Raw genomic sequence first — 21,845 nt, forward strand, 5'->3', positions numbered from 1 at the left:
GGTTTTGGTAAATTTAAGAAAATAAGGTTAATTAGAAATAAATTCGTTTTCAGATATTGTTATGTATTTCCAATTTAATTTTGATAAATGAGATTTTACTGTAATATAATCTTGAAACGATATATTTGAGTTAAAGTTAATAAATACAGGTAATTCGAATTCAGAATTTAATTCTTTTAATTTTTTATTTAAGTTAGAAATGCCAAACGGAGCTTCAATTTGGCTATGGCCTTCTTCAATTAAGCTAAGGTGTATATCATTTAATGTATTTACATAAATAGTACCTATTAATTGTTGTTTTTTATTGTGTTTAAAATAATCTGGCTCATCTTCAATATGGTAACTTATATTTGTAAACTCCATAAAGCCTAAGTTGTTTATAAGAGTATCATTACAAGTAAAGTAATTTTTAGCGTTTTTGTTTTTGTGACTCGAATTTGCCTTTTTACTTTGTAAGTATTTTATATGTGGTATAGCCTGTTTTAAGGTTAGCCGCTTATCAACATTAATTAACCAATTTGTGGTGCTTATTAGGTTTTTCCTGTTTAATTCAACACTATCCGTTTGGGTTTCATCATAAAATAAATAAGCATGGGAGAGGTCTTTTATATCCGTAATTTCAGATTTGCTTACTTCTGGTAATTGTAATATTTTTTTATTTCTGCAAGAAAATATAAAAAGTATGGTAAAAGCTAAAATGAAGTATTTCATATTGTATTATCGATTTAAAGATTCAATTAACTTAATACACTCAACAGCTTCTTTTACATCATGCACTCTTAAAATAGAGGCGCCTTTTTGTAGAGCAACAGTATTTAAAACCGATGTGCCGTTTAGGGCCTCCTGTGCAGATGTGTTTAGTGTCTTGTAAATCATCGATTTTCTAGAAATACCAATAAGCATAGGGTTTTCTATAGTTTTAAATAATTCAAGTTTGTTTAATAATTCAAAATTTTGTTCTAAGTTTTTAGCAAATCCAAATCCTGGGTCAATAATCATATCGACAATGCCTAAAGCTTTGGCAGCAGCTATTCTTTCAGAAAAATAAAATAAAATATCTTTTACTAAATTACTGTAGTTTGTTTGTTGTTGCATGGTTTTTGGAGTACCTCGCATGTGCATCATAATATAAGGCACATGTAAGTTAGCAATGGTTTGTAACATATTTTTGTCTAGTAATCCGGCAGAAATATCGTTAATTAAACAAGCGCCAGCAGCTATACATTGTTTAGCAACTTGACTTCTAAAGGTATCAATAGAGAGTAAGGTTTCTGGAAACTCTTTTAAAACCAATTCAATAATTGGAATAATACGTTTTAACTCTTCCGATTCGTTAACATGGTCGGCATTTGGTCTAGAGCTATAAGCGCCAACATCAATAAAAGTAGCACCTTGTTTAAGCATAAGTTCTACGTGGTTTAAAACTTGGGCTTTATTTTTATAAGTGCCACCATCATAAAAAGAGTCTGGAGTTATATTTAAAATCCCCATAACTTTTGGCGACGATAAATTAATAAGTTTGCCTTTGCAATTAATTGTCATTTAAACAGTTTTGTATGGTGTTGGTATATGGTTTAAAACTTTAAACCATAAACCTTGAAGGTTTTAATTATTTATGCGAAATTTACGCAAAATACAATTTATAAATGCAAGATACTTCAAAACAATATGATGCAGTAATAGATACGTGCAAAAGTTTATTTATTAAGAAAATGAGTGATTATGGAAGTGCATGGCGAATATTGAGGTTGCCTTCATTAACCGATCAAATATTTATAAAAGCGCAACGTATTAGAGGGCTACAGGAAAACGAAGTTCAGAAGGTAGATGAAGGGCAGGAAAGCGAGTTTATAGGTATTATTAACTATTGTGTTATGGCACTTATACAGTTAGAAAAAGGAGTTGTACAGCAGCCAGACATGTCTACGGAAGAGGCTACAAAATTATACACAGAAAAAGTAGCAGTTACCAAGCAACTTATGGAAAACAAAAATCACGATTATGGCGAAGCGTGGCGCGATATGCGGGTAACTAGCTTAACCGATTTAATTTTGCAAAAGCTTTTAAGAGTGAAACAAATAGAAGATAATAAAGGAGAAACATTGGTTAGCGAAGGTATTGATGCCAATTATCAAGATATGATTAATTATGCCATTTTTGCTATGATTCTTTTAAACAAAAGTAAGTAAAGGTAATTATGAAAGCATTAGTAGCAATAAGCAGAGTTCTTGTAGGCGTATTATTTATTTTTTCGGGGTTTATAAAACTTAACGATCCACTCGGGTTTTCGTATAAATTACAAGAATACTTTAGTCCAGATGTATTAAATATTTCGTTTTTAGAGCCTTATGCTTTAATTATATCGGTGTTTGTTGTGGTTTTCGAGGTTGTTTTGGGTGTGTTTTTACTTATTGGTTACAAGCCTAAGTTTACGGTTTGGAGTTTGTTAGGAATGATTGTGTTTTTTACTTTTTTAACCTTTTATGCGGCCTATTTCGAAAAAGTAAAAGATTGCGGATGTTTTGGAGACTTTTTAAAACTAGACCCTTGGGAATCTTTTGGTAAAGATGTGGTGTTGTTAATTTTTATAGTCATTCTTTTTGTAGGAGTAAAGCATATAAAACCCGTATTCGGAAAGTTACAAACCACGGTTTTAGCATTGTTAGGTTTTATAGTTAGTTTATGGTTTGGTTATCATGTGTTAATGCATTTGCCATCTATAGATTTTAGAGCTTATGCTATAGGGAAAAATATAAAAGAAGGAATGCAAGTTCCAGAAAGCGCCCCAAAACCAATACAAGAATATAGCTGGAAGTTTAAGGTTAATGGCGAAGAAAAAATTATTAAAACCAATGGGGCTTACCCAGCAGTTAATGGCGATTTTGTTAGTGTAGAAACTAAAGTTATACAAGAAGGCTATACGCCACCAGTAGTCGATTTTTCTATAGAAAGTAACGACGAAGATTTAACAACACATTTTCTAGAACAAGAAAACTTAATAGTTGTAGTATCTTATAGTTTAGAAAGTATCGAACAAGCAGGCGCATTAAAGTTAAAAGCACTACAAGAACGCGCAAGAAAAAATAATTATCAAATTATAGGGTTAACAGCCTCTGGCGAAAGTACTAAACAACGCATAAACGAAGCTTATAATATTAATTTTAACTGGTATTTATGCGATGAGAAAGCCTTGAAAACAGTAGTACGATCTAACCCCGGTATTTTAGAATTAGACAAAGGTCTTGTACAACAAAAGGTGCATTGGAATGATATTAATGATTTAAAATTGCCTAAAGTTGAAAAAATACCCGAGCCAAATAAAGTTAAAGACACCATAGCGTATTTTGTAAATGGAGAAACTTCTACAAAACAAGATGTCGAAGCCATTAATCCAGAACGTATTGAAAGTGTTAGCGTTATTAAAGATTCTATTCAGATAAAAGAAATGAATATTAAAAACAACACTACATTTACAGGAATTATAGAGGTAAAACTTAAAGAAGAATAACTAATTCTATTAATAACTAACAACTGATAAGCTATTTACTAAATAAAATTTTTTATGCCCTACTCACATTACTTGGAGTAGTAACCGTTATATTCTTTTTGTTTAGTGTACTGCCTGGCGACCCAGCACAAATGATGATGGGGCAGAATGAAGATAGTGAACAGCTTGCTATTGTGAAAAAAAAATATGGCTTCGATAAGCCCATAAGTACACAATATTTCTATTACTTAAACGATTTATCACCTTTATCATTACACACAAATAACCCAGAAGATTATACGTTTTTAAACCCAGAAAAATATAGGGCAAAAAAACTGTTTACAATAGGAAATGTAACTACAGTAATAAAGCAACCCTATTTAAGAGAATCGTTTGCAAAGCAAGGTAAACGTGTTAGTCAAGTATTAACAGAAACTTTACCAAATACTTTTGTGCTAGCCGTATCTGCCATAATAATAGCTATACTATTGGGCATTTTATTAGGTGTTGTTTCTGCTTTGTATAAAGATAAATGGTTAGATAAAAGCATACAAATATTTAGCACCTTAGGTATGAGTATACCCTCGTTTTTTAGTGCTATTTTATTCGCTTGGTTTTTTGGTTATGTATTACACCAATATACCAATTTAGAAATGACGGGGAGCCTATACGAGCTAGACGATTTTGGAGAAGCCATGCACATTAAATGGAAAAACCTCATATTACCAGCAGTTGTGCTAGGTATTCGCCCGTTAGCAGTAGTTATACAACTTATGCGAAACTCTTTACTAGAAGTTTTTAATCAAGATTATATAAGAACAGCCAGAGCAAAAGGGTTAAGCGAATTTCAAATAATAAAAAAGCATGCTATAAAAAATGCATTAAACCCTGTGGTTACAGCAATTTCTGGTTGGTTTGCATCAATGCTAGCTGGTGCTGTATTTGTAGAGTATATATTTGGTTGGAACGGATTAGGAAAAGAAATTGTAAACGCCCTAAACACTCTAGATTTACCAATAATTATGGGTTCGGTATTAATTATAGCGGTCATGTTTATAATAATCAATATTTTTGTAGACTTAATCTATGTTTGGTTAGACCCTAAAGTAAAATTAAAGTAGCTTTTTTAGTAGGAGCTCTCTTCAAGCCAAAAACATACACATGAAAAAACAAATTTATACACTCGCATTATTTTTAATCTTATTAAGCTGCAATTCTCAAACCCCAACACAGTTTTCAGAAAAGGCATTAAACGATACTTTTTTAAATTTAGAAGACACATCTGTAACACTAAAAGAAATATTAAATACACATAAAGGAAAAACTATAGTTATCGATATTTGGGCCTCATGGTGTAGTGATTGCATAAAAGGTATGCCAAAAGTAAAAGCATTGCAAAAGCAATTTCCAGATGTAGCTTATGTGTTTTTATCTTTAGACAAAACAACAGACTCTTGGAAACGCGGTATAAAAAAGTATAATGTAAAAGGTAATCATTATTATTTGCCAAATGGAAAAGATTGCGATTTTGCAAATTTTGTAAATATTAGTTGGATTCCTAGATATATGGTAATAAATAAGGCTAACGAAATCGTTGTATTTAATGTTATTGAAGCTAATGATGATAAGTTGATAGAAGCATTAAAAAATTAGTTATTTTTGTTTAACAGCAAAAAATAAATAATTAAAATAAAACAACCTTTTAAGTTAAAATAAAGGTTTTCAAAACATTATGAGAAAACAAATTGTAGCCGGAAACTGGAAAATGAATAACGATTTATCACAAACCGAATCGTTAATTACGGCATTAAAAAAGCAAACCAAAAAAACCGATGCCGAAGTTATGATTGCCCCAACAGCAACCAATTTATGGCAAGCATATAACGCTCTAAAAGGCACTCAAATAGAAGTTGTTGCACAAAACATGCATTTTGCCGAAAGTGGCGCATACACCGGAGAAATTAGTGCAAGTATGTTAAAAAGCATAGGTGTAGAAACTGTAATTTTAGGACATAGCGAACGCCGCGAGTATTTTAACGAAACAGACGAGTTATTAGCAAAAAAAGTAGATGCCGCTTTAACAAAAGGTATGCGTGTTATTTTTTGCTTTGGAGAAGAACTTGCCGACAGAAAAGCAGGAAAAGAAGAAACCGTAGTTGGCAATCAAATAAAAAATGCACTATTTCACTTAGGTGCAGCCGCATTCCAAAACATAGTTTTAGCCTACGAGCCAGTATGGGCAATAGGTACAGGCGAAACCGCAAGCCCAGAACAAGCCCAAGATATGCATGCATTTATTAGAACCACTCTAGCAGAAAAGTACGGAAACGATATCGCAGACGAGGTATCTATACTTTACGGAGGCAGCGTAAAACCAGCAAACGCCGAAGAGATTTTCTCTAAACCAGATGTAGATGGAGGGTTAATAGGTGGTGCATCACTTAACGCAGAAGATTTTTTTGCCATAGTAAACGCATTTTAAAAAAATAAAAATAATAAGGGCGTTACCCCGAAAAAAAATCGGGGTCGCGCTTTCCATTACAAGTCCTCATTATCCCGATAAAAAATCGGTATAACTGCGGGCTTTTCATTTCAATCCCTAACGCGGGCATATCCGCCAAAAAAATAAACAAAAACCATGTCAAATATCATCTATATTGGTTATTACTTTAAAGTAAAACCCCAACAACCAGCCGTAGAAATTCTTATAGCAGAATTAGGATATGCAGGTTTTGAAAGCTTTGTAGAAAATGAAGACGGTGTTACAGCCTATATTCAAAAAGAAGAATGGCATGATGCTATTCTTAATGACATACAAATACTAAACTCAACCGAGTTTGATATTACATACACCTTTGAAGAGATAGAACAAACCAACTGGAATGCCGAGTGGGAAAAAAACTTTAATCCCATTGTAGTTGATAATGCTTGTGCTGTGCGTGCATCATTTCACGATAAATTCAATACAGAATACGATATAATTATAGAGCCAAAAATGAGTTTTGGTACCGGACATCATGAAACCACACACATGATGATTCAGCATATACTAAAAAACAATTTTACTAACAAGTCTGTTTTAGATATGGGTTGTGGTACCGGTGTATTAGCCATTTTAGCCGAGTTAAAAGGAGCAAAACCTATAGACGCAGTAGATTACGATAATTGGTGTTACCTAAACAGTTTAGAAAATGTAGAACGTAACCATTGTAAAAATATTACAGTAATTGAAGGCGATGCATCGGTTTTAAAAAATAAATACGACATTATAATAGCCAATATAAATCGTAATATCTTAATGCAAGATATGGCAACTTATGTATCCTGTTTAAATAAAAATGGCATGCTATTTTTAAGCGGTTTTTATAATGATGATATCCCAATGATTAAAAAAGAATGCGAAAAACATTTGTTAAAATTTGAAGAAAAATTAGAAAGAAACAATTGGGTTTCATTAAAATTTTTAAATTAGTACTGTATTTAATCCCCAAAGGTTATAAAAATTATGAGTGCAAAAGAAAAAACATCAGAAGAATTATTACTAGAAGAATCTGTATTAACGCAAAATGAGATAGTATTGTTTAATGATGATGTAAACACCTTTGATCATGTTATAGAAACTCTTATTTATGCTTGCGAGCATACAGCAGAACAAGCAGAGCAATGTGCAATTTTAGTACATTACAAAGGAAAATGTACAGTAAAAACAGGCGAGTATAAAGATTTAAAACCACGCTGTTCTATGCTTTTAGATGCTGGTTTAAGTGCAGAAATTATATAAAATAAAGAAGACGATAATTTAAAAAAACAGAGCTCTTAAATTTTAAAATTTAAGAGCTCTGTTTTTTACTTTAAGGCTAAAGCGTTGTAGGGCAAACAAAATTAGATGTAGGTAAATCACTTTTTTTAATAGCACCAAAACCGCCTGCAACATCAATTAAATTGTTAAAACCTCTAGCTTTTAAGATTGATGCAGCAATTACAGAACGATAACCACCTGCACAATGTATATAGTAAGTTTTGGTTTTATCAATAACATTCATGTTATCGTTTATAAAATCTAAAGCAAAATGCTGCACTTGATTTCCTAAAAGATGTTCAGATTTATATTCGCCATCTTTTCTAACATCTAACACATTAATATTCTTGTTTTTGTAATCGTTAGAAAACTCGTTAACAGTAATTGATTTTATGGTTTCAATATCTTTTCCAGCTTTTATCCAAGTTGCTATACCGCCTTTTAAATATCCTAAAGTATTATCGTAACCCACACGAGATAATCGTGTAACCGTTTCTTCTTCTCTTCCTTCAGGAGTTACTAAAAGTATAGGTTGTTTTAAGTCTGTAATTAATGCTCCAACCCAAGGAGCAAACCCGCCATTAATACCAATAAAGATGGAGTTAGGTATATGGGCTTTAACAAATTCTTCTTGTGTTCTAACATCAAGCACTAAGGCATCTTCGTTATTGGCTATGGCTTCAAACGCAATAGCAGTTAAAGGTGTGTCTCCTTGTTTTAAAACGGTTTCAAAGGCATTGTAGCCAGATTTGTTCATCATAGCATTTTTTGCAAAATACTGTGGTGGTGGTGCTATACCATCTAAAACTTCTTTTACAAATTCTGCTTTTGTCATGTTAGCTCTTAGGGCATAATTTGTTTTTTTCTGCTCGCCTAAAATGCCAACAGTTTCTTTGCTTAAGTTTTTTCCGCATGCCGAACCTGCACCATGAGCAGGATATACTATAACATCATCTGGAAGTGTCATTATTTTTTCCCTTAAAGAATCAAAAAGCATAGCGGCTAAATCTTCTTTAGTTAAATTAGATTTTATTGCTAAATCTGGCCTACCAACATCTCCTAAAAATAAAGTGTCTCCAGAGAAAATGGCATGTTTTTTTCCATTTTCATCTAAAAGCAGATATGTAGATGATTCTAAGGTGTGTCCAGGTGTATGTAACACTTTTATAATAACATTTCCTAGTTTAAATTCTTCATTGTCTTTAGCAGCATGAATATCATAATCGGTTTCTGCACCAGGACCAAAAATAATTTTAGCGCCTGTTTTTTTAGCTAAATCAACATGCCCAGAAACAAAATCTGCATGAAAATGTGTTTCAAATATATATTTAATTTTAGCATTTTCTTTATTTGCTTTATCTACATATTGTTGTGTTTCACGCAACGGATCTATAATGGCTACTTCTCCATTAGATTCTATATAATAAGCACCTTGTGCTAAACAACCTGTATAGATTTGTTCTATTCGCATACTTTTATTTTTATTTCTGTAAAAACCGAAAAGGGTTTTGGCTTTCTGTTTTAACGTACCAAAATTACAAAACCTTATTGTTTTAGTTTGTAACTAATATTACATTTAAAACTATTTTAACTCTTTGTAAAAAATGTATATGGCCATAATTATAACAAAGTAACCAAAGCTCTTTTTTAATTTTTTACTGCTTATAAATTTAGAAAGGTAAACACCTATAATAATACCTAATATAGAAATTAAGGTAAATGTTAATAGAAATACCCATTCGATACTTAATGTTTGAATATCGCCAATAAAACCAATAAGCGAATTTATTGTTACTATGATTAAGGATGTGCCTACAGCTTTTTTCATAGGGATTTTTGCCCAAATAACTAAAGCAGGTACATATAAAAAGCCTCCTCCGGCTCCAATAATGCCTGTTATAGTGCCAATAATTAACCCTTGAGAAAAGGTTTTGTAATATGGTTGTGTTTTTGCTGTTGGTTGTTCTTTTTTTCTATTTTTAATCATGGATATTGATGCAAAAATCATGATGATGGCAAAAAAAATCATGATTCCCATGTCTTTTGAAAGGGTAAAACTACCAAAGGCTAGTAAAGTGTCTGGAATACCAGGCACGAGATAGCGCCTAGATAAATAAACAGCAACAAACGAAGGAAAAGAAAAGGCAAGTCCTGTTTTAAAATCGACAAGTCCTTTTTTATGTTTTTGGTAGGTACCAACCATAGATGAGGTTCCAACTACAAAAAGAGAATAGGCTGTTGCAACTACGGGATTATATCCTAAAAGATAAACTAAAAGAGGTACCGTAAGTATAGAGCCTCCACCACCTATAAGCCCTAAAACTAAACCAACAATTAAGGCGCCAATGTAGCCTAAAATTTGGGTTGCATCCATTTAGTGTGGTAATTTGTTTTTTAATAGCCCGTAAATAAAAGTGCCTAGTATTGCGGCAGCTATAACAATAATCATGCTCCAAATACCTGTTCCTAATAATATATACATGGGGCCTGGACATGCGCCTATAAGTGCCCAGCCTAGTCCAAAAATAATGCCGCCAATTATGTACCTTATTACACCGTTGTCTTTTTTTGGAACAAAAATATTTGCGCCTTTTATGCTTTTTATATAGCCTCTTTTTGATACTTGTAAAAACAGAATGCCTGTGGTAATGGCTGTGCCTATTATACCATACATGTGGAAGGATTGAAATCTAAACATTTCGTAGATACGATACCACGAAACGGCTTCTGATTTTACTAAAACAATTCCAAAAAAGATACCTACAAATAGAAATTTTAAAGTTTTCATAAATTTTAAAAGATTAGTGGTAAAATAAAGTTAGCCATAATTAATCCGCCAATAAAGAAGCCAATAACGGCTATTAATGATGGTTTTTGTAAGCTGCTTAATCCTGTAATAGCATGCCCAGATGTGCATCCGCCAGCATAACGTGTTCCAAAACCAACTAATAGGCCGCCTATTACTAATATTAGTATGGCTTTTGGCGATTTTAAGGCGTTAATGCTGTACATTTCGTTTGGTACTAAGGTTGTTCCTGGGGTTTTAAAACCCATATTTTGTAGTTCTATTACGGTTGTTGGGTTTAAATTTGTGCCATTATTGTTTGATAGGTGATTTACTGCAATGTAGCCTCCTATTATGGCGCCTAGAACTACAGTTAAATTCCATAGTTGGTTTTTCCAGTTAAATTTAAAAAAGTCTGCAAATTTACCAGCTCCAGCTATAGAACACATGGTACGAAGGTTTGATGACATGCCAAAGGTTTTGCCAAAATAAAGTAGTAATGCCATGACTAAGGCTATTAACGGGCCAGATACGTACCATGGCCAAGGGTTTAAAATAAATTCCATGCTTTTTAATTTTGTTGCGAATTTATGTTTATACTTTTTAAGTTATTGTAATAAATGTTACTTAAATTGTATAGACTGTTTTTGGGTTTGACCAAATTTTGGCGGATATGCGCGCTAGGGATTGTATTGGAAAGCCCACAGCCCGACGTAGGAGGTGCGAGGACTTGAAGAGGAAAGCCCGACCCTTGGGTAGCGCCCAAGTTTTTTATAGAACTTCAATTTTATTTCTGCTAAGCTTTATTTTTTTTTCGTTTTCTAGTTGTTTTAGTAGTCTTGATATAACGACTCTAGAGGTGTGTAGGTCTTCGGCAATTTCTTGGTGTTTTATAATGATGGTTTTGGTGTTGTGGAGTTTGGTTTTATGGATAAGGTGTTTGTGTAGTCGTTTATCCATTTTCATAAAAGCTAGGTTGTCTATGGCTTCTAGCATTTCGTCGAAACGAGTTTGGTAGCTTTCTAAAATAAAGTTTCGCCAGCTTGAATTATTATGAAACCAGTTTTGCATGTATTGTACGGGTATCATGATAAGTGTTGAGTCTTTTTCGGCTACGGCTCTAATTTTGCTTTTTGTTGTGCCCATGCAACAGGTTAGCGACATGGTGCAGGTTTCGCCTGCTTCTAGAAAGTATATAAGGAGATCGTTACCGTTAGCATCTTCGCGAAGTATTTTTATGTTGCCGCTAAGTAATAATGGTATAAATTTTAAAGTTTGATTTGTGTCTATAATAATATCGTCTTTTTTAAACGAAGCTATTTTGCCTATCGTTTGAATTTCGTTAATAAGCGAATCGTCTAAAATATTTTTGAATTTTTCTTGAAGCAGGGGTGAAATCATACTCAAAAATAATGATTTTAAAAATTACTAGAAATTTTTGGTTAGGTTTTAATAAAAAATGTATATTTGCACCCACGAAAAAAGGCCTCGTGGCGCAACTGAATAGCGCACTTGATTACGGCTCAAGAGGTTATAGGTTTGAATCCTATCGAGGTCACTAGTAAAATCAAAGCTTCCAAGAGATTGGGAGCTTTTTTGTTTTTATCATTTGCACAATATTTGCATTGTTTTACAGAATTACTATTACTTAATTCTCATAAATTGAAATATTCCAAAATAAGCAAAAAGCGATAAGAGATTCTGTAAACCTTTGAACTTTTATATTTTTTAGATTTGAAAATGTGATTTTCGTTTCATAAAAATAGTTATGTTTATTTTCATCAGAAATTATTTTCTCTAAGTTATAATCTTTGCAATAAAATGAATCTAAAATTTTAATAAGAGATTTTTTCATCATTTCAGTTTCTGCTATTGATATATTACCTACAATTAATGTACAACTATAATTATTCATTTTTTATAAATTACGATTCTAATGGATTTTTATTTTTTATACATTCTCCATGCATCTCTTAACTGATCTGTGGTATTAGACGTGGTATAAGTTGGAGCCATATTGTTTCTATCAAAAGTCAACTGCGGATAAGTAACAAGAGAAACCCCATTTGAAATATTATACTCAAGAGTTTCCTGGTTTATATTTTCTGCTTCAATAATTTCTATTAAATCATCAATGAATGTATTTCTAATAGCATGGCACATTAATCTTAGATCGGATGAATCAACGTTTTTATTGAGAAATGATTCAAATGCTACAGCTAAATACTCGACTTTTAATAACGAGTCACTTTGCTCCAAAGTAGTAAATAATGCATCTCCAAATTTCACCCTTCTTTTTTCATCTTCACGCGATTCTTTAATAAGTAAATCTTTCTGATTTTTATCAATTTCGCCTATATTTTCAATGAATTTTTTAACTTTGTTCAAATAAGCCTTATCTCTTAAGCTTATAACACCTTTGATTATGTTTAGTGATGTTCCAATAACAGGTATTTCTTTTAAAACACTATTTTCAAGTAGTGAATCAAGTAATATTTCCCCACCATCACTTAAAATGTTTTTAATGCTCTCGTCCATTATTAGATGTTTTTGAAATCTTAAAGTTAAAGTAAAATTTTTTATACAGAGCCTAATTTTAATCCAAAGCAGCATGAAACCAGAAGCTACTATAAAATTAATTGAAAGCATGGAGGCTAACGCAAACCGTTTATTAAATGATATTGCGATTTTGAAAGCGGAGTTGTCTGGTGGTTCGGACAACTCTAATTTAAAACCTTCAGCTTTGTCAAATAAGCATAAAGAACAACTTATAGCAAACCGAAAAAAGAATAGGTTAAAAAAATAATTCTATAGGAATTAAATTAAGAAAGTCACATAAATCAAGCTAGAGTTCCACATCCGTGCTGTCATCATACGACTTAATATATTTTTATATTTCAGTATCTAAATTAGAATACTTATCTAATTGTCTACCACCTGCAAAAGGCCTAATTCCTATCACTTCAGTAAAATTAGGGTCAAAAAGAACCTCAACGAAAAACTTATCTATTGCATAACAAGTTAAATATTCGTCCTTAGTAATTAGCTTTCCTATAAATACTCCTTTGGCTTTGATGGTGTTAAGTTTAACACCCATATCTGCATAAAAAAAATCTTGTAATGTCATTTTGGGTTATATTATGTGATTCTCTGCAAAAGAAAAACAAGAATTTTCGGTTAATATAATATGATCTAACACATTACAATCAAATATACTAAGCGTTTTCTTTATTTTTTCTGTAGTTTGTTTATCAGTTATACTTGGTTTTAAATTACCAGATGGATGATTATGTATCAATATAACTCCTGTTGCAAGAGATTCAACTACGTATTTAGCAATAATTCTAGTATCTACAATTGTTCCAGTAATACCACCTTGACTAATTTTCACATATCCAATAGTGTTATTTGAATTATTTAAAAGTATCATAAAAAAAGATTCATAGATAGTTAGATCATCATGATAGAATTGTCTAGCAAATTTCTCAGCTATGGCACTACTAGTTATTTTTGTTTTATTAAAACTGCTCTTAGATCGTTTTAACTTTAATTCTGGAATTGTGGTTTTGTATGTTTTCATAATAATTATACTTATGGGTTTAATATTGTTCTGTAAATATAACGTATAAATATAATGTAAAACAAATTTTATTAAACTTTTTTGTATAATTATATTTTTGTTATTAAACTTTTATGTATAACTTTGATGTAAATAATTTAAAGTATGCTAAGAATTAAAAAAATACTAAAAGAACAAGGAAAAACCCAAATCGATTTAGCAAATGAATTATCGGTTTCTCCAATAGGACTTAATAAAATGATAAATGGAAATCCTACTTTAGAAACCTTGCAGAAAATTGCAAATGTTTTAAATGTTGAGGTTGTTGATCTATTTAATCATAAGAACAATGATAACGTAGAAACAATTTACGCACTACGAGAGGGAGTTTATGTTCCAGTCGGAGAACTAAAAAAGTAGTATGAATATTATAAAAAAAGGGGAGAAGCTTACTATTGATTTATTGCAAGCTGAATTATTAATGACCATTTTTAAACTCAAGACTGAAAGTATTTCATTTGAAAGTGTATTAGAGTTTGCAAATATTGCAGATGATTTAAATAAAAGCAACTTAGAATTTATTGAAGGTATTTCAAAGTTAAATCCTAAATATCATTACCCGGATATTAATTATTTTCTAACGGATGATCTTGATGAAATCAAGCTAAAAATTAATCAGAACATTGAGCACGTTGAAAAAATACGTGAACACATAAAAAAAATGAGGTAATAGAACGCATCTGTTACCTCGGGTATCTGGCATAACGTATTTAAACGGCTGCTAATGCAAATATAATTATTATTTCTTTGGATATTTTTTAGTAATGTTACCTTTTTTAACATAGAAATAATTAGGTGTTTCCCATGATTTTTCGGCTTCCTCTCGCTCTTTTTTATAGCCTTTGAATTCTTCTTTAAAATCCTGTCTTAATTTAGATATTTCTTCAATAATATTTTCATTTTTTAATGATGCCTCTTCTTTGGATTTTTCAGCCTTAACGGTTACATGGTTTACATGGCGTACCACTTGCATAGTGGTTTTTCCTGTGTTTGGAACGCTATATTTTTGTTTTAAATAGTGTTCTAAACTCATTCCACCTTGTGAATCGTTTATCATGGCATCCAGAACATCACTATATTTTCGTTGTTGTTGTTTATTGGCTACATACACTTTCTCACCATCTTCAAACTCTGCCACACGCTCGCCTGTTTTAGAGTTGTATAAACCAAAACCGCTTTCCTCGTGGGTTGGTCCATTTAAAGATAGAGCACCTTCTTTTAAACCACGTCTAAACTGTTGGCCTTTACCTATGGCTTGAAATGCTTTTACTTTTGCTATAGCAAATGCTCCAAACATGGCGGCAATTGCTGCAACCGCAATGGGTACACCGAAAGGACCACCTTGAGCAGTTGCAAAAGCAAAAATATTTGTAGCAGAAGTTATCATGTTACCCAATTGGCTAACGGTTTGTTGTATAAAATCAGCTTTTGCAAATTTAGCCTTTTGCTTTTGCGCTCTTTCAAGCTCTTCTTCTTCTTTAGCTTTTTGAGCTTTTAAGGCTTCTAATTCTTTTTGTCTAGCATCATAATTATTGGCATAACCATCTTCATACAATTGCTTTTCGCGTTCAGCTTCTTCTTCTACTTTATCAATACTCTCTTCGATATCATCAATTTTTCTTTTACGCTCTTCAATTTCTAAATTGTTTATTTCTTTTAATGATTCATAAACAGAAAATGCAGCTGAACCGAGGGCTTCCATGAACTCTCCATTTGCTCCAAAAACAGAACCTATTCCTTTAAATACAGTTTGAAAGCTAGTTTCCATATCTTTGAATGCATCGCTAATATTAGAACCAATATCAACTTTACTTATTTCGCTGATTTCATTACCAACTTCTTTAAGCGCTCCAACTGTTTTAAGTATTTCGGCTGCGGTTTCTTCACCAAAGGTTTCGGCTAATTTCTGCCCTGCTTCTTTTAATTCGTCTGGGTCAACACTTGTTTGTAAGGTGTTAATGAGTTCGTCAAAAAGCGATTTATCTCCAACCGTTTTAATACCATCTTGATAGGCTTTTATGGAAGCTTGTAAATAGTTTTCTTCTAGCACCAATAACTGTAACTGTTTTACTTTTTCGTTATCGATAATATCTTTGGCGTTGTTTTGATAAATTTCTAAAATACTATCTGCAATCTCCTTTTGCCTATCTACTTGATCCAGGTTGGTGTCAATATCGAAATCTTGAAGCTCTTGTTGTTCAGCTCCAACGGTTGTATTAATTTTAATTTCTAAATCATACTTTTCAAACTCATCATTGGTTTGATTGATTTGTTTTTGAAGTTCCTCGCGAATGCCTTTCCATTTATCCTCTATGTTTTTGCGCTCAATTACAGCAGATGCATCATAAGCACTTGCAACCGCTGTTAATGCCTTAAACTTCACCTTTTCACGTTCAGCATCATATTTAGCATCTATTTCAGAAAGACTTTTGTTAAGTTCTTCATAGGCCAAACCATTTTCAGTATTATAAAGCTTATTGAATTCTGCTCTAATTTTAGCTTTTTCAGTTTCACTTGCTTTTAAATTGGCAATACGCTGTTCAAAAGATTCCTTTTCATCTTCTAGCCTTTCGGTTAAAATTGTTTTTTCGCGCTCTCTATCATTGTCAATCAGCTCAATTTTTAACTGTTGCTGTGCTTTAATTAATTCATCAAGTAATGAAGAAACCTTTTTTGAAGTATTTCCTGAAGCATCACCAACAATATTAAACTGTTTGGCTAATGCAGCGAATCTATTTTCTAAATCTCCAGATGATTCTATTGTTGAATCAATAACACCGTTTTGCTCTCTAAGGTTTTTTAACCCTACTTGAATAGCTAATGAGTAATTTGATATTGATTTTTCAAACTCTTCTTGACTTGGTAAGCCAATAATTGCTAATATACTTTCTTCGGTTATTTTATTTTGAGTTGTAGTTTCAACTCCAAACAAACTGTAAAAACTATTGAAAGCATCATCTGAAAAATTTTGAATATCATCAAATACGCTTAAACTTGCTCCAGTTTCTAGTTTAAATATATCCTCTCTAAGTTTCTTAGTTTTTTCTAAAGCTATTTGATAGGTGGCCTCTGCCTGTGCTTTAAGGCTTAAATACTGCACATACTTATCTCCGTTACTGATTATTCTTTGCTCAAGTTCTTCATAATCTTTAGCAGAGCCTAAAGTATCTCCAAAAGATTCATTGAAATCATCAACGGCTTTTTGTTTTTGATTAAATGATAAACCACCGTCCTTAACTCTTTTGTTTAGTATGGTTAATTTAGATATCTGCTCACCATACAAGTCGTTAGCCTTCTCATTTACTTCTTTCATGCGCTCAGTTTCATCGCTGGTAATACCGATAAACTTTGCCACATCTTTCCAATGTGTAACCAATAATGCTACAGCTCCAACAATTAAACCAATACCTAAAAGCTTTGTAGCTGCTGCAAGTCTAGTTGTAGATTTTGCACTTGCATCTGTAGCAATAGCGTACTGTTTTTTAACGACCGCTAAAGCTTTACTAGCAATAGTATCTTTTTTAGCAACCTCCGCTTGAATAGCTTGTAATCCATTAAGTAAGGCTAATGCTCCATTAAGTTTTACAAGTGTTTTTTGTAAATCTTCTCCACCAGATCCAAATAATGCTTGTGCGCCTTCTGCAGCAGCAAAAACACCAACCACTCCATTAACGGCTCCAATAAGATTATCTAAACCAGCAGTAGATGATGATGCTCTGTTAAGTTCGGCATTGGTTTCTTTTAATGCAATACTATATTCTGTAGCTTTATCTTTAAGCTCTTCGTATCTGACGCTTCCTCGCTCGCCTTCAAGTTCTAGTTTTACAAGTTCGTCTTTTACTTTTCGTAAATCTGTAGCTAATGAAACATTTTCTTTTCTAACATCTTTTAATTGAAGTTTATAATCTTCAAGGGCTACCTTTTCTTCATTGAGCGCCTTTTTTGCAGCTTCTCGTTCTGAAATTAAATTAGCTTGTTGTTGTCCTGGGGCTGTACTAGAAATTCGTTTATCAGATTCTTTTACAAAATCCTCGGTGCTTTTTATATTTAGTTGAGTTTCGCGAATCTTATTATTAATATCATCTAATGAACCAACCACGCCCACAGAAGCTTGTTTCATCTTGTCATCAAAGAAATCGACTAAGACGTTTAACGTTCCAAAATCATCTTCAACATTGGCAAGTTTTGAAATGAGTGTATCGATATCATCAACCGAAAGGTTAAGATTTTCAATAGCGCTCATATCTTTTGATAGTGTTTTTATTAAACTATCAAATTCCTTTAACTCCTTAGAATCAAAAGCATCTTTATTTTTTGTTGCTAAAGTTTGAAATTTTTTATCGAGTTCGGTAATCGCTTTTCCCTCTGCAGCGACCTGACCGATTTGAGATTTAACCGCTTTGTTTAGTTTATTGTAATATTTAACAGTATTGTCGGTGTACTGTTGTGCAGTTTTATTGGTTAACTCAATATCTTGACGGTGCTGTTCCCAAAGTTGGGAATGGTCTTTAAATTGATTGTCTGCTTTACTTAAATCAAGAGCGACCTTGAATAATACCTCATCTGAAGCCATGGCGAAATAGTTTTAAATTAATAAAATGTTTGCCATATTGTTGAACCTGGTCCAGCTCCTGATAGAATGTAAATTTAATGAATGGTTTTACCAGTCATCATCTTTTGAGCCGTTGAGCATATCATTTAATAAATTAGATATCGAGTTTTCAATAGCTTCTTTGTATGGTAAAGCAGCAAGGTTTTTCCTTGGTTTACCGTTCTTTTTGAAAAAATGTAGAGGTGTTACTTCAAATCCTTTTTCACTAATCACTTCAGTTTTTGTTAAACCTAATAATCCAAATTCATGGTTTATTCCAAATTCCGATATGAATAAAACAGTTGTTTTTACTCTATTATCTTTAAATTCAATCTCAATTTCTGGTACAATTATCATTTCCTCGCACCATTCACCCATATTTTTCCAGCAATATTTTAATCTATCTTGAAATTGAAACTTTAGATATTTATTTTCAACTTCAGATATAACGCAATTACCTAATTGATTACAATTTTTAATAATATATTCCTTAGAAATTCTAAAAGTAGAATCTGCTTTTTTTTGGGTTTGAATGATCGTTGAGGTAAATCCGTCTGCGGTTATCTCGAATCTGTCCTGTGAATAAGACATTAGCGGTATAAGTAATATTAAAATATATTTCATGCTATTCTTGATTTTCATCTAGTTTTCGTTCTTTGATTACCATAGTAACTTTTGCCATACTTGAATCCATGCCTTTGGCGTTTAATTCGACTGGCTGAGTTCCTTTTCCGTCGATTTGCTCCATAATTAATTGTAAAGCTTTTATGCTGTCGGTTCCGCGTTGAGATAAAGCCCAGGAGTTTAGCTTCATAGCTAATTGCATTTCGGTTGGTAGTTTTAGCTTAACGTTCCCGTTTTTATAAACTCGAATCACGTTCTTTTTCGGTATAGTGATTTCCCCATTAGCTTGTAAAAGTTCTTGGAGTTGCTTTTTAATAGATGGTTTTCTGCCACCCTTAATAGTGTCCTCTGGTCTTTTATCAAAGCCATTCGTATTTGCTTTATTTCCAAAATTTTTAATCATTACGAGTGTTTTTTGAGTGGTTTAGTAAATTTACTCATTAAATTTATATTTTTGCATTGTCGGTAACGACATGAGCCAATTTATTGGCAGATGGGTAAGCGGATTTGTTCTTCTTACCCTTTTTTGTTTTGATCATAATTTGACGTCAATAAAATCTTTATGAGGAACTTAGAAAAAGAACTCAATGAATTCTTTTTATTTAAAATCCTTCATTTTGCTCCTTTGTTATTTTTTGATAATGACCTTTTTTTAGTCGCATTATAGTTCCCATTAATAAACCATATTCTAGTATTCGATCACCCGTCTGTATGCTATAGCCATTTTTAACTACTACTGATATTAGGTCTTTTCTAGTGAAATCCTTTTTTACTTTTTCAATAAATAAATCGTGTGATAACATGTTTTATGTTTTTTTTGTTGTGTGTATTCGTATTTTAGTTTCTCCGTGGTTGTTTTCCAGATTCGTAAGAATCAGGTGCTGGTGCTTGATTATGTCTCTCTTTAGCATCATTCGCATTTGAAACCCATTGAATCACGTAGCCTTTAAACCTGGGCATAAGTTCTAGAGCATCAAAATTTATTTTACCTTGAGCTACTTCAAGTTCCATTTTTGCGTTAAACGAATCAATCAGTTTTTTTGAATCTGGTATCTGGTTTTTATTTTGCATCCACAATACATCAAGTTCAGATTGTTTTTCTTTTTTCAAAATATCAATCGCGAGAAAAACCTTTTCACTTTCTTTTTTATTATCATTATCTTTTTCATTGTCACTATCATTGTCACTATCATTGTCACTATCGGGTTTTTTGGGTTTTACTGGGTTTGTATTTAACCCATTGGGTTTTTTTTCTTTAGACGGACGCCCTCCTTTTTTTCCATTTTCTCTGTTTCTTTCACATATTTTATTATACTTGTTATCATCACGCTCAAATTGATTTTTAAAAGGTATAAATATAGCTTTCATTAGACCTTTCAATTCATAATTCATACCGCTATGATATGCTCTAATTGCATCAAATAGTGCTGCTTTTTGTTCAGTTGTTAGTTCGTCCAAAACATCCAGACTATCCAAATGCAGTACAAATGATTTTTTATTTAATTCCATTTTGAAGTTTTTTATTTACGAATTTGTTAAACCAATTATAGAACTCTTCAAAAGTTCTAACGATAATATAAATACCTCCAGCTTGCTCAATTTTATCTTGATATGCTTTTTGTTCCTTACTTTGGTATCTGTCGCCTGTGGCTTTACATTTAATCTCAATCTTTATTGATTGGCCCTTAATCGTTGCAGATATATCCGAGGTTCCAATTTGCTCAGTTCCTTTTATCCAAGTAACACTTCCCACAGTACGCTGACGACCTATAATGTCTGTAACCGTTTTACGATTATCTAATTGTCTGCCCATGGAATTAACTCTCTCAGCTTGAAATCCATTTAAATTAATCCAATCTATGACGCATTTGGTTAAGCCGTTCGAAGTTTTATCTGTGTATTTAGGTTTAGGTATTGCGTATTTAGGAACAGATGGATGATTAGCTTTTAAATTATCCATAGCAAGCTCTACCAGTTTCTTTATGGCTATGTTATTCATCATCAAAAAGGTTTAACTGGTTAATTTTGGAGAGCCTAAAAAATTCATTTGGGTTTGTGCTTAAAACATGTGCAAAATTGCTCGTGTAAGGGCATACCATTTTATTAAAAGATTGTACTAAAAGGCCTTTTGTTTCTGCTTTTCGCTTATATCTGCATGCTCCTTCAACTGGGATATTTAAAGCTACACAAATAGCTTTTTTGGTAGTAGTTACATGTTTCAGTCCAATATTGAATAATTGCTCCTGGTTATATTTTTCTATAAGTTCTGGAAATTTTAATCCGGTACCTTTTTCTACCTTTTTCCTAATATAGTATAGCACTAATTTCTTATCTTCGTCTTGTCTATTATTGAAGCTGTTATTTGGTTTATTTTCCATTTGGCAGCTTTCTTTTGTTTGACAGATAATCTTCAGTTTCAGATTTTATTTCAGAATTAGATTTTATTTTACCTTGTGACAGGTAATCATCAATCTCAGTTCTTTTAAAGTACCATTTCTTTCCATCCTTATAACCTGGGATTTCTCCATTAGCAAGTTTTATGTATAATGTTGCTTTGGAAGGTTTCTGTGGCATGTAATCACAAAGCTGATCTAGATCTAACCAAATGCTGCACTCTGTTTTAATATCTGATGTGACTTTTGTGTCAAGTAATAAATTTTCAATATTTCTCAAGCGCTCGTCTATTGCTTCGAATGGATTATTCATTTTGAAGCTCCTCCCTAGCTTTTAATTTTTTATCGATATAATTTTTATCGAATAAAAAACCTTTTGAGTGATGTGGATTTAAAGGAGTTAGTTTTCCTTCTCTAATTAATCGTTGAATGTTTCTTTGTGTACAAGCAAATAATCTTGATACGTCTTTTGTGTTTAGAAGTTTTTGGGTTTGTGACATAACCGTAAAGTTTATGTGAAACAAATTATTTAACTCCGTAAAATTGT

30 protein-coding genes and 1 tRNA gene are annotated in these 21,845 nt (G+C 32.2%); 11 read left to right on the top strand and 20 right to left on the bottom strand.

Annotation, left to right across the window (positions count from 1 at the left end):
* Window positions 1-27: 27 nt before the first annotated feature.
* Both ACNG5D_RS04590 and folP read right to left on the bottom strand, forming a co-directional pair.
* Window positions 28-711, bottom strand: a complete 684-nt coding sequence (locus ACNG5D_RS04590) for a hypothetical protein (RefSeq protein ID WP_418182313.1) — start codon at window positions 709-711, stop codon at window positions 28-30.
* A 6-nt stretch (window positions 712-717) separates the two neighbouring features.
* Entirely contained in the window at window positions 718-1,542 is an 825-nt protein-coding gene (gene folP / locus ACNG5D_RS04595; protein WP_418182314.1) for a dihydropteroate synthase, read from the bottom strand.
* 104 nt (window positions 1,543-1,646) lie between these two features.
* Between folP and ACNG5D_RS04600 the strand changes: the two genes are divergently transcribed.
* From ACNG5D_RS04600 to ACNG5D_RS04630, 7 genes are all read left to right on the top strand, one after another.
* Window positions 1,647-2,189, top strand: coding sequence for a DUF1599 domain-containing protein (locus ACNG5D_RS04600; RefSeq protein WP_418182315.1), 543 nt, complete (start codon window positions 1,647-1,649; stop codon window positions 2,187-2,189).
* Between the two features lie 8 nt (window positions 2,190-2,197).
* Window positions 2,198-3,508, top strand: coding sequence for a BT_3928 family protein (locus ACNG5D_RS04605; RefSeq protein ID WP_418182316.1), 1,311 nt, complete (start codon window positions 2,198-2,200; stop codon window positions 3,506-3,508).
* Window positions 3,509-3,531: 23 nt separating this feature from the next.
* Window positions 3,532-4,608: an ABC transporter permease gene (locus ACNG5D_RS04610; RefSeq protein WP_418182492.1), complete on the top strand. Its 1,077-nt coding sequence runs from the start codon at window positions 3,532-3,534 to the stop codon at window positions 4,606-4,608.
* Between the two features lie 40 nt (window positions 4,609-4,648).
* Window positions 4,649-5,140: a TlpA family protein disulfide reductase gene (locus tag ACNG5D_RS04615; protein ID WP_418182317.1), complete on the top strand. Its 492-nt coding sequence runs from the start codon at window positions 4,649-4,651 to the stop codon at window positions 5,138-5,140.
* 79 nt (window positions 5,141-5,219) lie between these two features.
* Window positions 5,220-5,969: a triose-phosphate isomerase gene (gene tpiA / locus ACNG5D_RS04620; RefSeq protein ID WP_418182318.1), complete on the top strand. Its 750-nt coding sequence runs from the start codon at window positions 5,220-5,222 to the stop codon at window positions 5,967-5,969.
* Window positions 5,970-6,125: 156 nt separating this feature from the next.
* Window positions 6,126-6,959, top strand: a complete 834-nt coding sequence (gene prmA, locus ACNG5D_RS04625; protein ID WP_418182319.1) for a 50S ribosomal protein L11 methyltransferase — start codon at window positions 6,126-6,128, stop codon at window positions 6,957-6,959.
* 33 nt (window positions 6,960-6,992) lie between these two features.
* The gene (locus tag ACNG5D_RS04630; RefSeq protein WP_418182320.1) at window positions 6,993-7,268 is read left to right on the top strand and encodes an ATP-dependent Clp protease adaptor ClpS; all 276 of its coding nucleotides are present in this window, start codon (window positions 6,993-6,995) and stop codon (window positions 7,266-7,268) included.
* 76 nt (window positions 7,269-7,344) lie between these two features.
* Here the strand turns inward: ACNG5D_RS04630 and ACNG5D_RS04635 are convergent, their stop codons facing one another.
* The 5 genes from ACNG5D_RS04635 to ACNG5D_RS04655 all read right to left on the bottom strand — a co-directional run bounded on the left by ACNG5D_RS04635 (window position 7,345) and on the right by ACNG5D_RS04655 (window position 11,472).
* Window positions 7,345-8,757: an MBL fold metallo-hydrolase gene (locus tag ACNG5D_RS04635; protein ID WP_418182321.1), complete on the bottom strand. Its 1,413-nt coding sequence runs from the start codon at window positions 8,755-8,757 to the stop codon at window positions 7,345-7,347.
* A 111-nt stretch (window positions 8,758-8,868) separates the two neighbouring features.
* Window positions 8,869-9,660 carry a sulfite exporter TauE/SafE family protein gene (locus tag ACNG5D_RS04640; RefSeq protein WP_418182322.1) on the bottom strand — a complete coding sequence of 264 codons (792 nt, stop codon included), beginning with the start codon at window positions 9,658-9,660 and terminating at the stop codon, window positions 8,869-8,871.
* Window positions 9,661-10,074: a DUF6691 family protein gene (locus tag ACNG5D_RS04645; RefSeq protein WP_418182323.1), complete on the bottom strand. Its 414-nt coding sequence runs from the start codon at window positions 10,072-10,074 to the stop codon at window positions 9,661-9,663.
* Between the two features lie 5 nt (window positions 10,075-10,079).
* Complete coding sequence (locus ACNG5D_RS04650; protein WP_418182324.1) at window positions 10,080-10,637, bottom strand: YeeE/YedE family protein; 558 nt, start codon at window positions 10,635-10,637, stop codon at window positions 10,080-10,082.
* A 205-nt stretch (window positions 10,638-10,842) separates the two neighbouring features.
* A complete protein-coding gene (locus tag ACNG5D_RS04655) occupies window positions 10,843-11,472 on the bottom strand; it encodes a Crp/Fnr family transcriptional regulator (protein ID WP_418182325.1) in 630 nt (209 codons plus the stop codon).
* 83 nt (window positions 11,473-11,555) lie between these two features.
* Here ACNG5D_RS04655 and ACNG5D_RS04660 point away from each other — a divergent pair.
* Window positions 11,556-11,629: transfer RNA gene (locus ACNG5D_RS04660), tRNA-Arg, on the top strand.
* 90 nt (window positions 11,630-11,719) lie between these two features.
* On the opposite strand, the gene ACNG5D_RS04665 is transcribed toward ACNG5D_RS04660, so the two are convergent.
* Both ACNG5D_RS04665 and ACNG5D_RS04670 read right to left on the bottom strand, forming a co-directional pair.
* Window positions 11,720-11,986, bottom strand: coding sequence for a hypothetical protein (locus tag ACNG5D_RS04665; RefSeq protein WP_418182326.1), 267 nt, complete (start codon window positions 11,984-11,986; stop codon window positions 11,720-11,722).
* A gap of 29 nt (window positions 11,987-12,015) precedes the next feature.
* Window positions 12,016-12,609, bottom strand: a complete 594-nt coding sequence (locus ACNG5D_RS04670) for a hypothetical protein (RefSeq protein WP_418182327.1) — start codon at window positions 12,607-12,609, stop codon at window positions 12,016-12,018.
* 73 nt (window positions 12,610-12,682) lie between these two features.
* Between ACNG5D_RS04670 and ACNG5D_RS04675 the strand changes: the two genes are divergently transcribed.
* On the top strand, window positions 12,683-12,877 hold the full coding sequence (locus tag ACNG5D_RS04675; protein ID WP_418182328.1) for a hypothetical protein: 195 nt from the start codon (window positions 12,683-12,685) through the stop codon (window positions 12,875-12,877).
* Window positions 12,878-12,961: 84 nt separating this feature from the next.
* Here ACNG5D_RS04675 and ACNG5D_RS04680 read toward each other — a convergent pair whose 3' ends face one another.
* A complete protein-coding gene (locus ACNG5D_RS04680; protein ID WP_418182329.1) occupies window positions 12,962-13,198 on the bottom strand; it encodes a hypothetical protein in 237 nt (78 codons plus the stop codon).
* 6 nt (window positions 13,199-13,204) lie between these two features.
* Window positions 13,205-13,651, bottom strand: a complete 447-nt coding sequence (locus ACNG5D_RS04685) for a JAB domain-containing protein (RefSeq protein ID WP_418182330.1) — start codon at window positions 13,649-13,651, stop codon at window positions 13,205-13,207.
* A gap of 144 nt (window positions 13,652-13,795) precedes the next feature.
* Between ACNG5D_RS04685 and ACNG5D_RS04690 the strand changes: the two genes are divergently transcribed.
* Both ACNG5D_RS04690 and ACNG5D_RS04695 read left to right on the top strand, forming a co-directional pair.
* On the top strand, window positions 13,796-14,050 hold the full coding sequence (locus ACNG5D_RS04690; RefSeq protein ID WP_418182331.1) for a helix-turn-helix domain-containing protein: 255 nt from the start codon (window positions 13,796-13,798) through the stop codon (window positions 14,048-14,050).
* A 1-nt stretch (window position 14,051) separates the two neighbouring features.
* Window positions 14,052-14,360 (top strand): hypothetical protein, encoded by a 309-nt coding sequence (locus tag ACNG5D_RS04695; RefSeq protein WP_418182332.1) that lies wholly within the window; start codon window positions 14,052-14,054, stop codon window positions 14,358-14,360.
* Window positions 14,361-14,429: 69 nt separating this feature from the next.
* Here ACNG5D_RS04695 and ACNG5D_RS04700 read toward each other — a convergent pair whose 3' ends face one another.
* From ACNG5D_RS04700 to ACNG5D_RS04740, 9 genes are all read right to left on the bottom strand, one after another.
* Window positions 14,430-18,263 carry a hypothetical protein gene (locus tag ACNG5D_RS04700; RefSeq protein ID WP_418182333.1) on the bottom strand — a complete coding sequence of 1,278 codons (3,834 nt, stop codon included), beginning with the start codon at window positions 18,261-18,263 and terminating at the stop codon, window positions 14,430-14,432.
* 87 nt (window positions 18,264-18,350) lie between these two features.
* Window positions 18,351-18,905: a hypothetical protein gene (locus tag ACNG5D_RS04705; protein WP_418182334.1), complete on the bottom strand. Its 555-nt coding sequence runs from the start codon at window positions 18,903-18,905 to the stop codon at window positions 18,351-18,353.
* Between the two features lies 1 nt (window position 18,906).
* Complete coding sequence (locus ACNG5D_RS04710; protein ID WP_418182335.1) at window positions 18,907-19,308, bottom strand: hypothetical protein; 402 nt, start codon at window positions 19,306-19,308, stop codon at window positions 18,907-18,909.
* Between the two features lie 199 nt (window positions 19,309-19,507).
* Entirely contained in the window at window positions 19,508-19,708 is a 201-nt protein-coding gene (locus tag ACNG5D_RS04715; RefSeq protein ID WP_418182336.1) for a hypothetical protein, read from the bottom strand.
* 34 nt (window positions 19,709-19,742) lie between these two features.
* Window positions 19,743-20,414 carry a DUF6291 domain-containing protein gene (locus ACNG5D_RS04720; protein WP_418182337.1) on the bottom strand — a complete coding sequence of 224 codons (672 nt, stop codon included), beginning with the start codon at window positions 20,412-20,414 and terminating at the stop codon, window positions 19,743-19,745.
* The gene (locus ACNG5D_RS04725; RefSeq protein WP_418182338.1) at window positions 20,401-20,904 is read right to left on the bottom strand and encodes a hypothetical protein; all 504 of its coding nucleotides are present in this window, start codon (window positions 20,902-20,904) and stop codon (window positions 20,401-20,403) included. The genes ACNG5D_RS04720 and ACNG5D_RS04725 overlap by 14 nt, the downstream gene beginning before the upstream one ends.
* Window positions 20,897-21,283: a hypothetical protein gene (locus ACNG5D_RS04730; protein WP_418182339.1), complete on the bottom strand. Its 387-nt coding sequence runs from the start codon at window positions 21,281-21,283 to the stop codon at window positions 20,897-20,899. Before ACNG5D_RS04730 ends, ACNG5D_RS04725 begins: the two co-directional genes overlap by 8 nt.
* Complete coding sequence (locus tag ACNG5D_RS04735) at window positions 21,273-21,611, bottom strand: helix-turn-helix domain-containing protein (protein ID WP_418182340.1); 339 nt, start codon at window positions 21,609-21,611, stop codon at window positions 21,273-21,275. The genes ACNG5D_RS04730 and ACNG5D_RS04735 overlap by 11 nt, the downstream gene beginning before the upstream one ends.
* Window positions 21,604-21,798, bottom strand: coding sequence for a hypothetical protein (locus ACNG5D_RS04740; protein ID WP_418182341.1), 195 nt, complete (start codon window positions 21,796-21,798; stop codon window positions 21,604-21,606). Before ACNG5D_RS04740 ends, ACNG5D_RS04735 begins: the two co-directional genes overlap by 8 nt.
* Window positions 21,799-21,845 lie beyond the last annotated feature (47 nt).

It is taken from the genome of Algibacter ulvanivorans, from assembly GCF_048381495.1.
In the GTDB taxonomy this organism is placed as follows: Bacteria; Bacteroidota; Bacteroidia; order Flavobacteriales; family Flavobacteriaceae; genus Algibacter_B; species Algibacter_B ulvanivorans.

Bases quoted from the DNA above. Each gene is read 5' to 3' on its own strand.
- ACNG5D_RS04680 (WP_418182329.1), bottom strand. From the start codon at position 13,198: ATGACATTACAAGATTTTTTTTATGCAGATATGGGTGTTAAACTTAAC.
- ACNG5D_RS04730 (WP_418182339.1), bottom strand. From the start codon at position 21,283: ATGGAAAATAAACCAAATAACAGCTTCAATAATAGACAAGACGAAGAT.
- ACNG5D_RS04630 (WP_418182320.1), top strand. From the start codon at position 6,993: ATGAGTGCAAAAGAAAAAACATCAGAAGAATTATTACTAGAAGAATCT.
- prmA (WP_418182319.1), top strand. From the start codon at position 6,126: ATGTCAAATATCATCTATATTGGTTATTACTTTAAAGTAAAACCCCAA.
- ACNG5D_RS04655 (WP_418182325.1), bottom strand. From the start codon at position 11,472: ATGATTTCACCCCTGCTTCAAGAAAAATTCAAAAATATTTTAGACGAT.
- ACNG5D_RS04705 (WP_418182334.1), bottom strand. From the start codon at position 18,905: ATGAAATATATTTTAATATTACTTATACCGCTAATGTCTTATTCACAG.
- ACNG5D_RS04725 (WP_418182338.1), bottom strand. From the start codon at position 20,904: ATGAATAACATAGCCATAAAGAAACTGGTAGAGCTTGCTATGGATAAT.
- ACNG5D_RS04670 (WP_418182327.1), bottom strand. From the start codon at position 12,609: ATGGACGAGAGCATTAAAAACATTTTAAGTGATGGTGGGGAAATATTA.
- ACNG5D_RS04735 (WP_418182340.1), bottom strand. From the start codon at position 21,611: ATGAATAATCCATTCGAAGCAATAGACGAGCGCTTGAGAAATATTGAA.
- ACNG5D_RS04600 (WP_418182315.1), top strand. From the start codon at position 1,647: ATGCAAGATACTTCAAAACAATATGATGCAGTAATAGATACGTGCAAA.
- ACNG5D_RS04640 (WP_418182322.1), bottom strand. From the start codon at position 9,660: ATGGATGCAACCCAAATTTTAGGCTACATTGGCGCCTTAATTGTTGGT.
- ACNG5D_RS04665 (WP_418182326.1), bottom strand. From the start codon at position 11,986: ATGAATAATTATAGTTGTACATTAATTGTAGGTAATATATCAATAGCA.
- ACNG5D_RS04695 (WP_418182332.1), top strand. From the start codon at position 14,052: ATGAATATTATAAAAAAAGGGGAGAAGCTTACTATTGATTTATTGCAA.
- ACNG5D_RS04650 (WP_418182324.1), bottom strand. From the start codon at position 10,637: ATGGAATTTATTTTAAACCCTTGGCCATGGTACGTATCTGGCCCGTTA.
- ACNG5D_RS04710 (WP_418182335.1), bottom strand. From the start codon at position 19,308: ATGATTAAAAATTTTGGAAATAAAGCAAATACGAATGGCTTTGATAAA.
- ACNG5D_RS04715 (WP_418182336.1), bottom strand. From the start codon at position 19,708: ATGTTATCACACGATTTATTTATTGAAAAAGTAAAAAAGGATTTCACT.
- folP (WP_418182314.1), bottom strand. From the start codon at position 1,542: ATGACAATTAATTGCAAAGGCAAACTTATTAATTTATCGTCGCCAAAA.
- ACNG5D_RS04690 (WP_418182331.1), top strand. From the start codon at position 13,796: ATGCTAAGAATTAAAAAAATACTAAAAGAACAAGGAAAAACCCAAATC.
- tpiA (WP_418182318.1), top strand. From the start codon at position 5,220: ATGAGAAAACAAATTGTAGCCGGAAACTGGAAAATGAATAACGATTTA.
- ACNG5D_RS04605 (WP_418182316.1), top strand. From the start codon at position 2,198: ATGAAAGCATTAGTAGCAATAAGCAGAGTTCTTGTAGGCGTATTATTT.
- ACNG5D_RS04590 (WP_418182313.1), bottom strand. From the start codon at position 711: ATGAAATACTTCATTTTAGCTTTTACCATACTTTTTATATTTTCTTGC.
- ACNG5D_RS04720 (WP_418182337.1), bottom strand. From the start codon at position 20,414: ATGGAATTAAATAAAAAATCATTTGTACTGCATTTGGATAGTCTGGAT.
- ACNG5D_RS04635 (WP_418182321.1), bottom strand. From the start codon at position 8,757: ATGCGAATAGAACAAATCTATACAGGTTGTTTAGCACAAGGTGCTTAT.
- ACNG5D_RS04645 (WP_418182323.1), bottom strand. From the start codon at position 10,074: ATGAAAACTTTAAAATTTCTATTTGTAGGTATCTTTTTTGGAATTGTT.
- ACNG5D_RS04740 (WP_418182341.1), bottom strand. From the start codon at position 21,798: ATGTCACAAACCCAAAAACTTCTAAACACAAAAGACGTATCAAGATTA.
- ACNG5D_RS04615 (WP_418182317.1), top strand. From the start codon at position 4,649: ATGAAAAAACAAATTTATACACTCGCATTATTTTTAATCTTATTAAGC.
- ACNG5D_RS04675 (WP_418182328.1), top strand. From the start codon at position 12,683: ATGAAACCAGAAGCTACTATAAAATTAATTGAAAGCATGGAGGCTAAC.
- ACNG5D_RS04700 (WP_418182333.1), bottom strand. From the start codon at position 18,263: ATGGCTTCAGATGAGGTATTATTCAAGGTCGCTCTTGATTTAAGTAAA.
- ACNG5D_RS04685 (WP_418182330.1), bottom strand. From the start codon at position 13,651: ATGAAAACATACAAAACCACAATTCCAGAATTAAAGTTAAAACGATCT.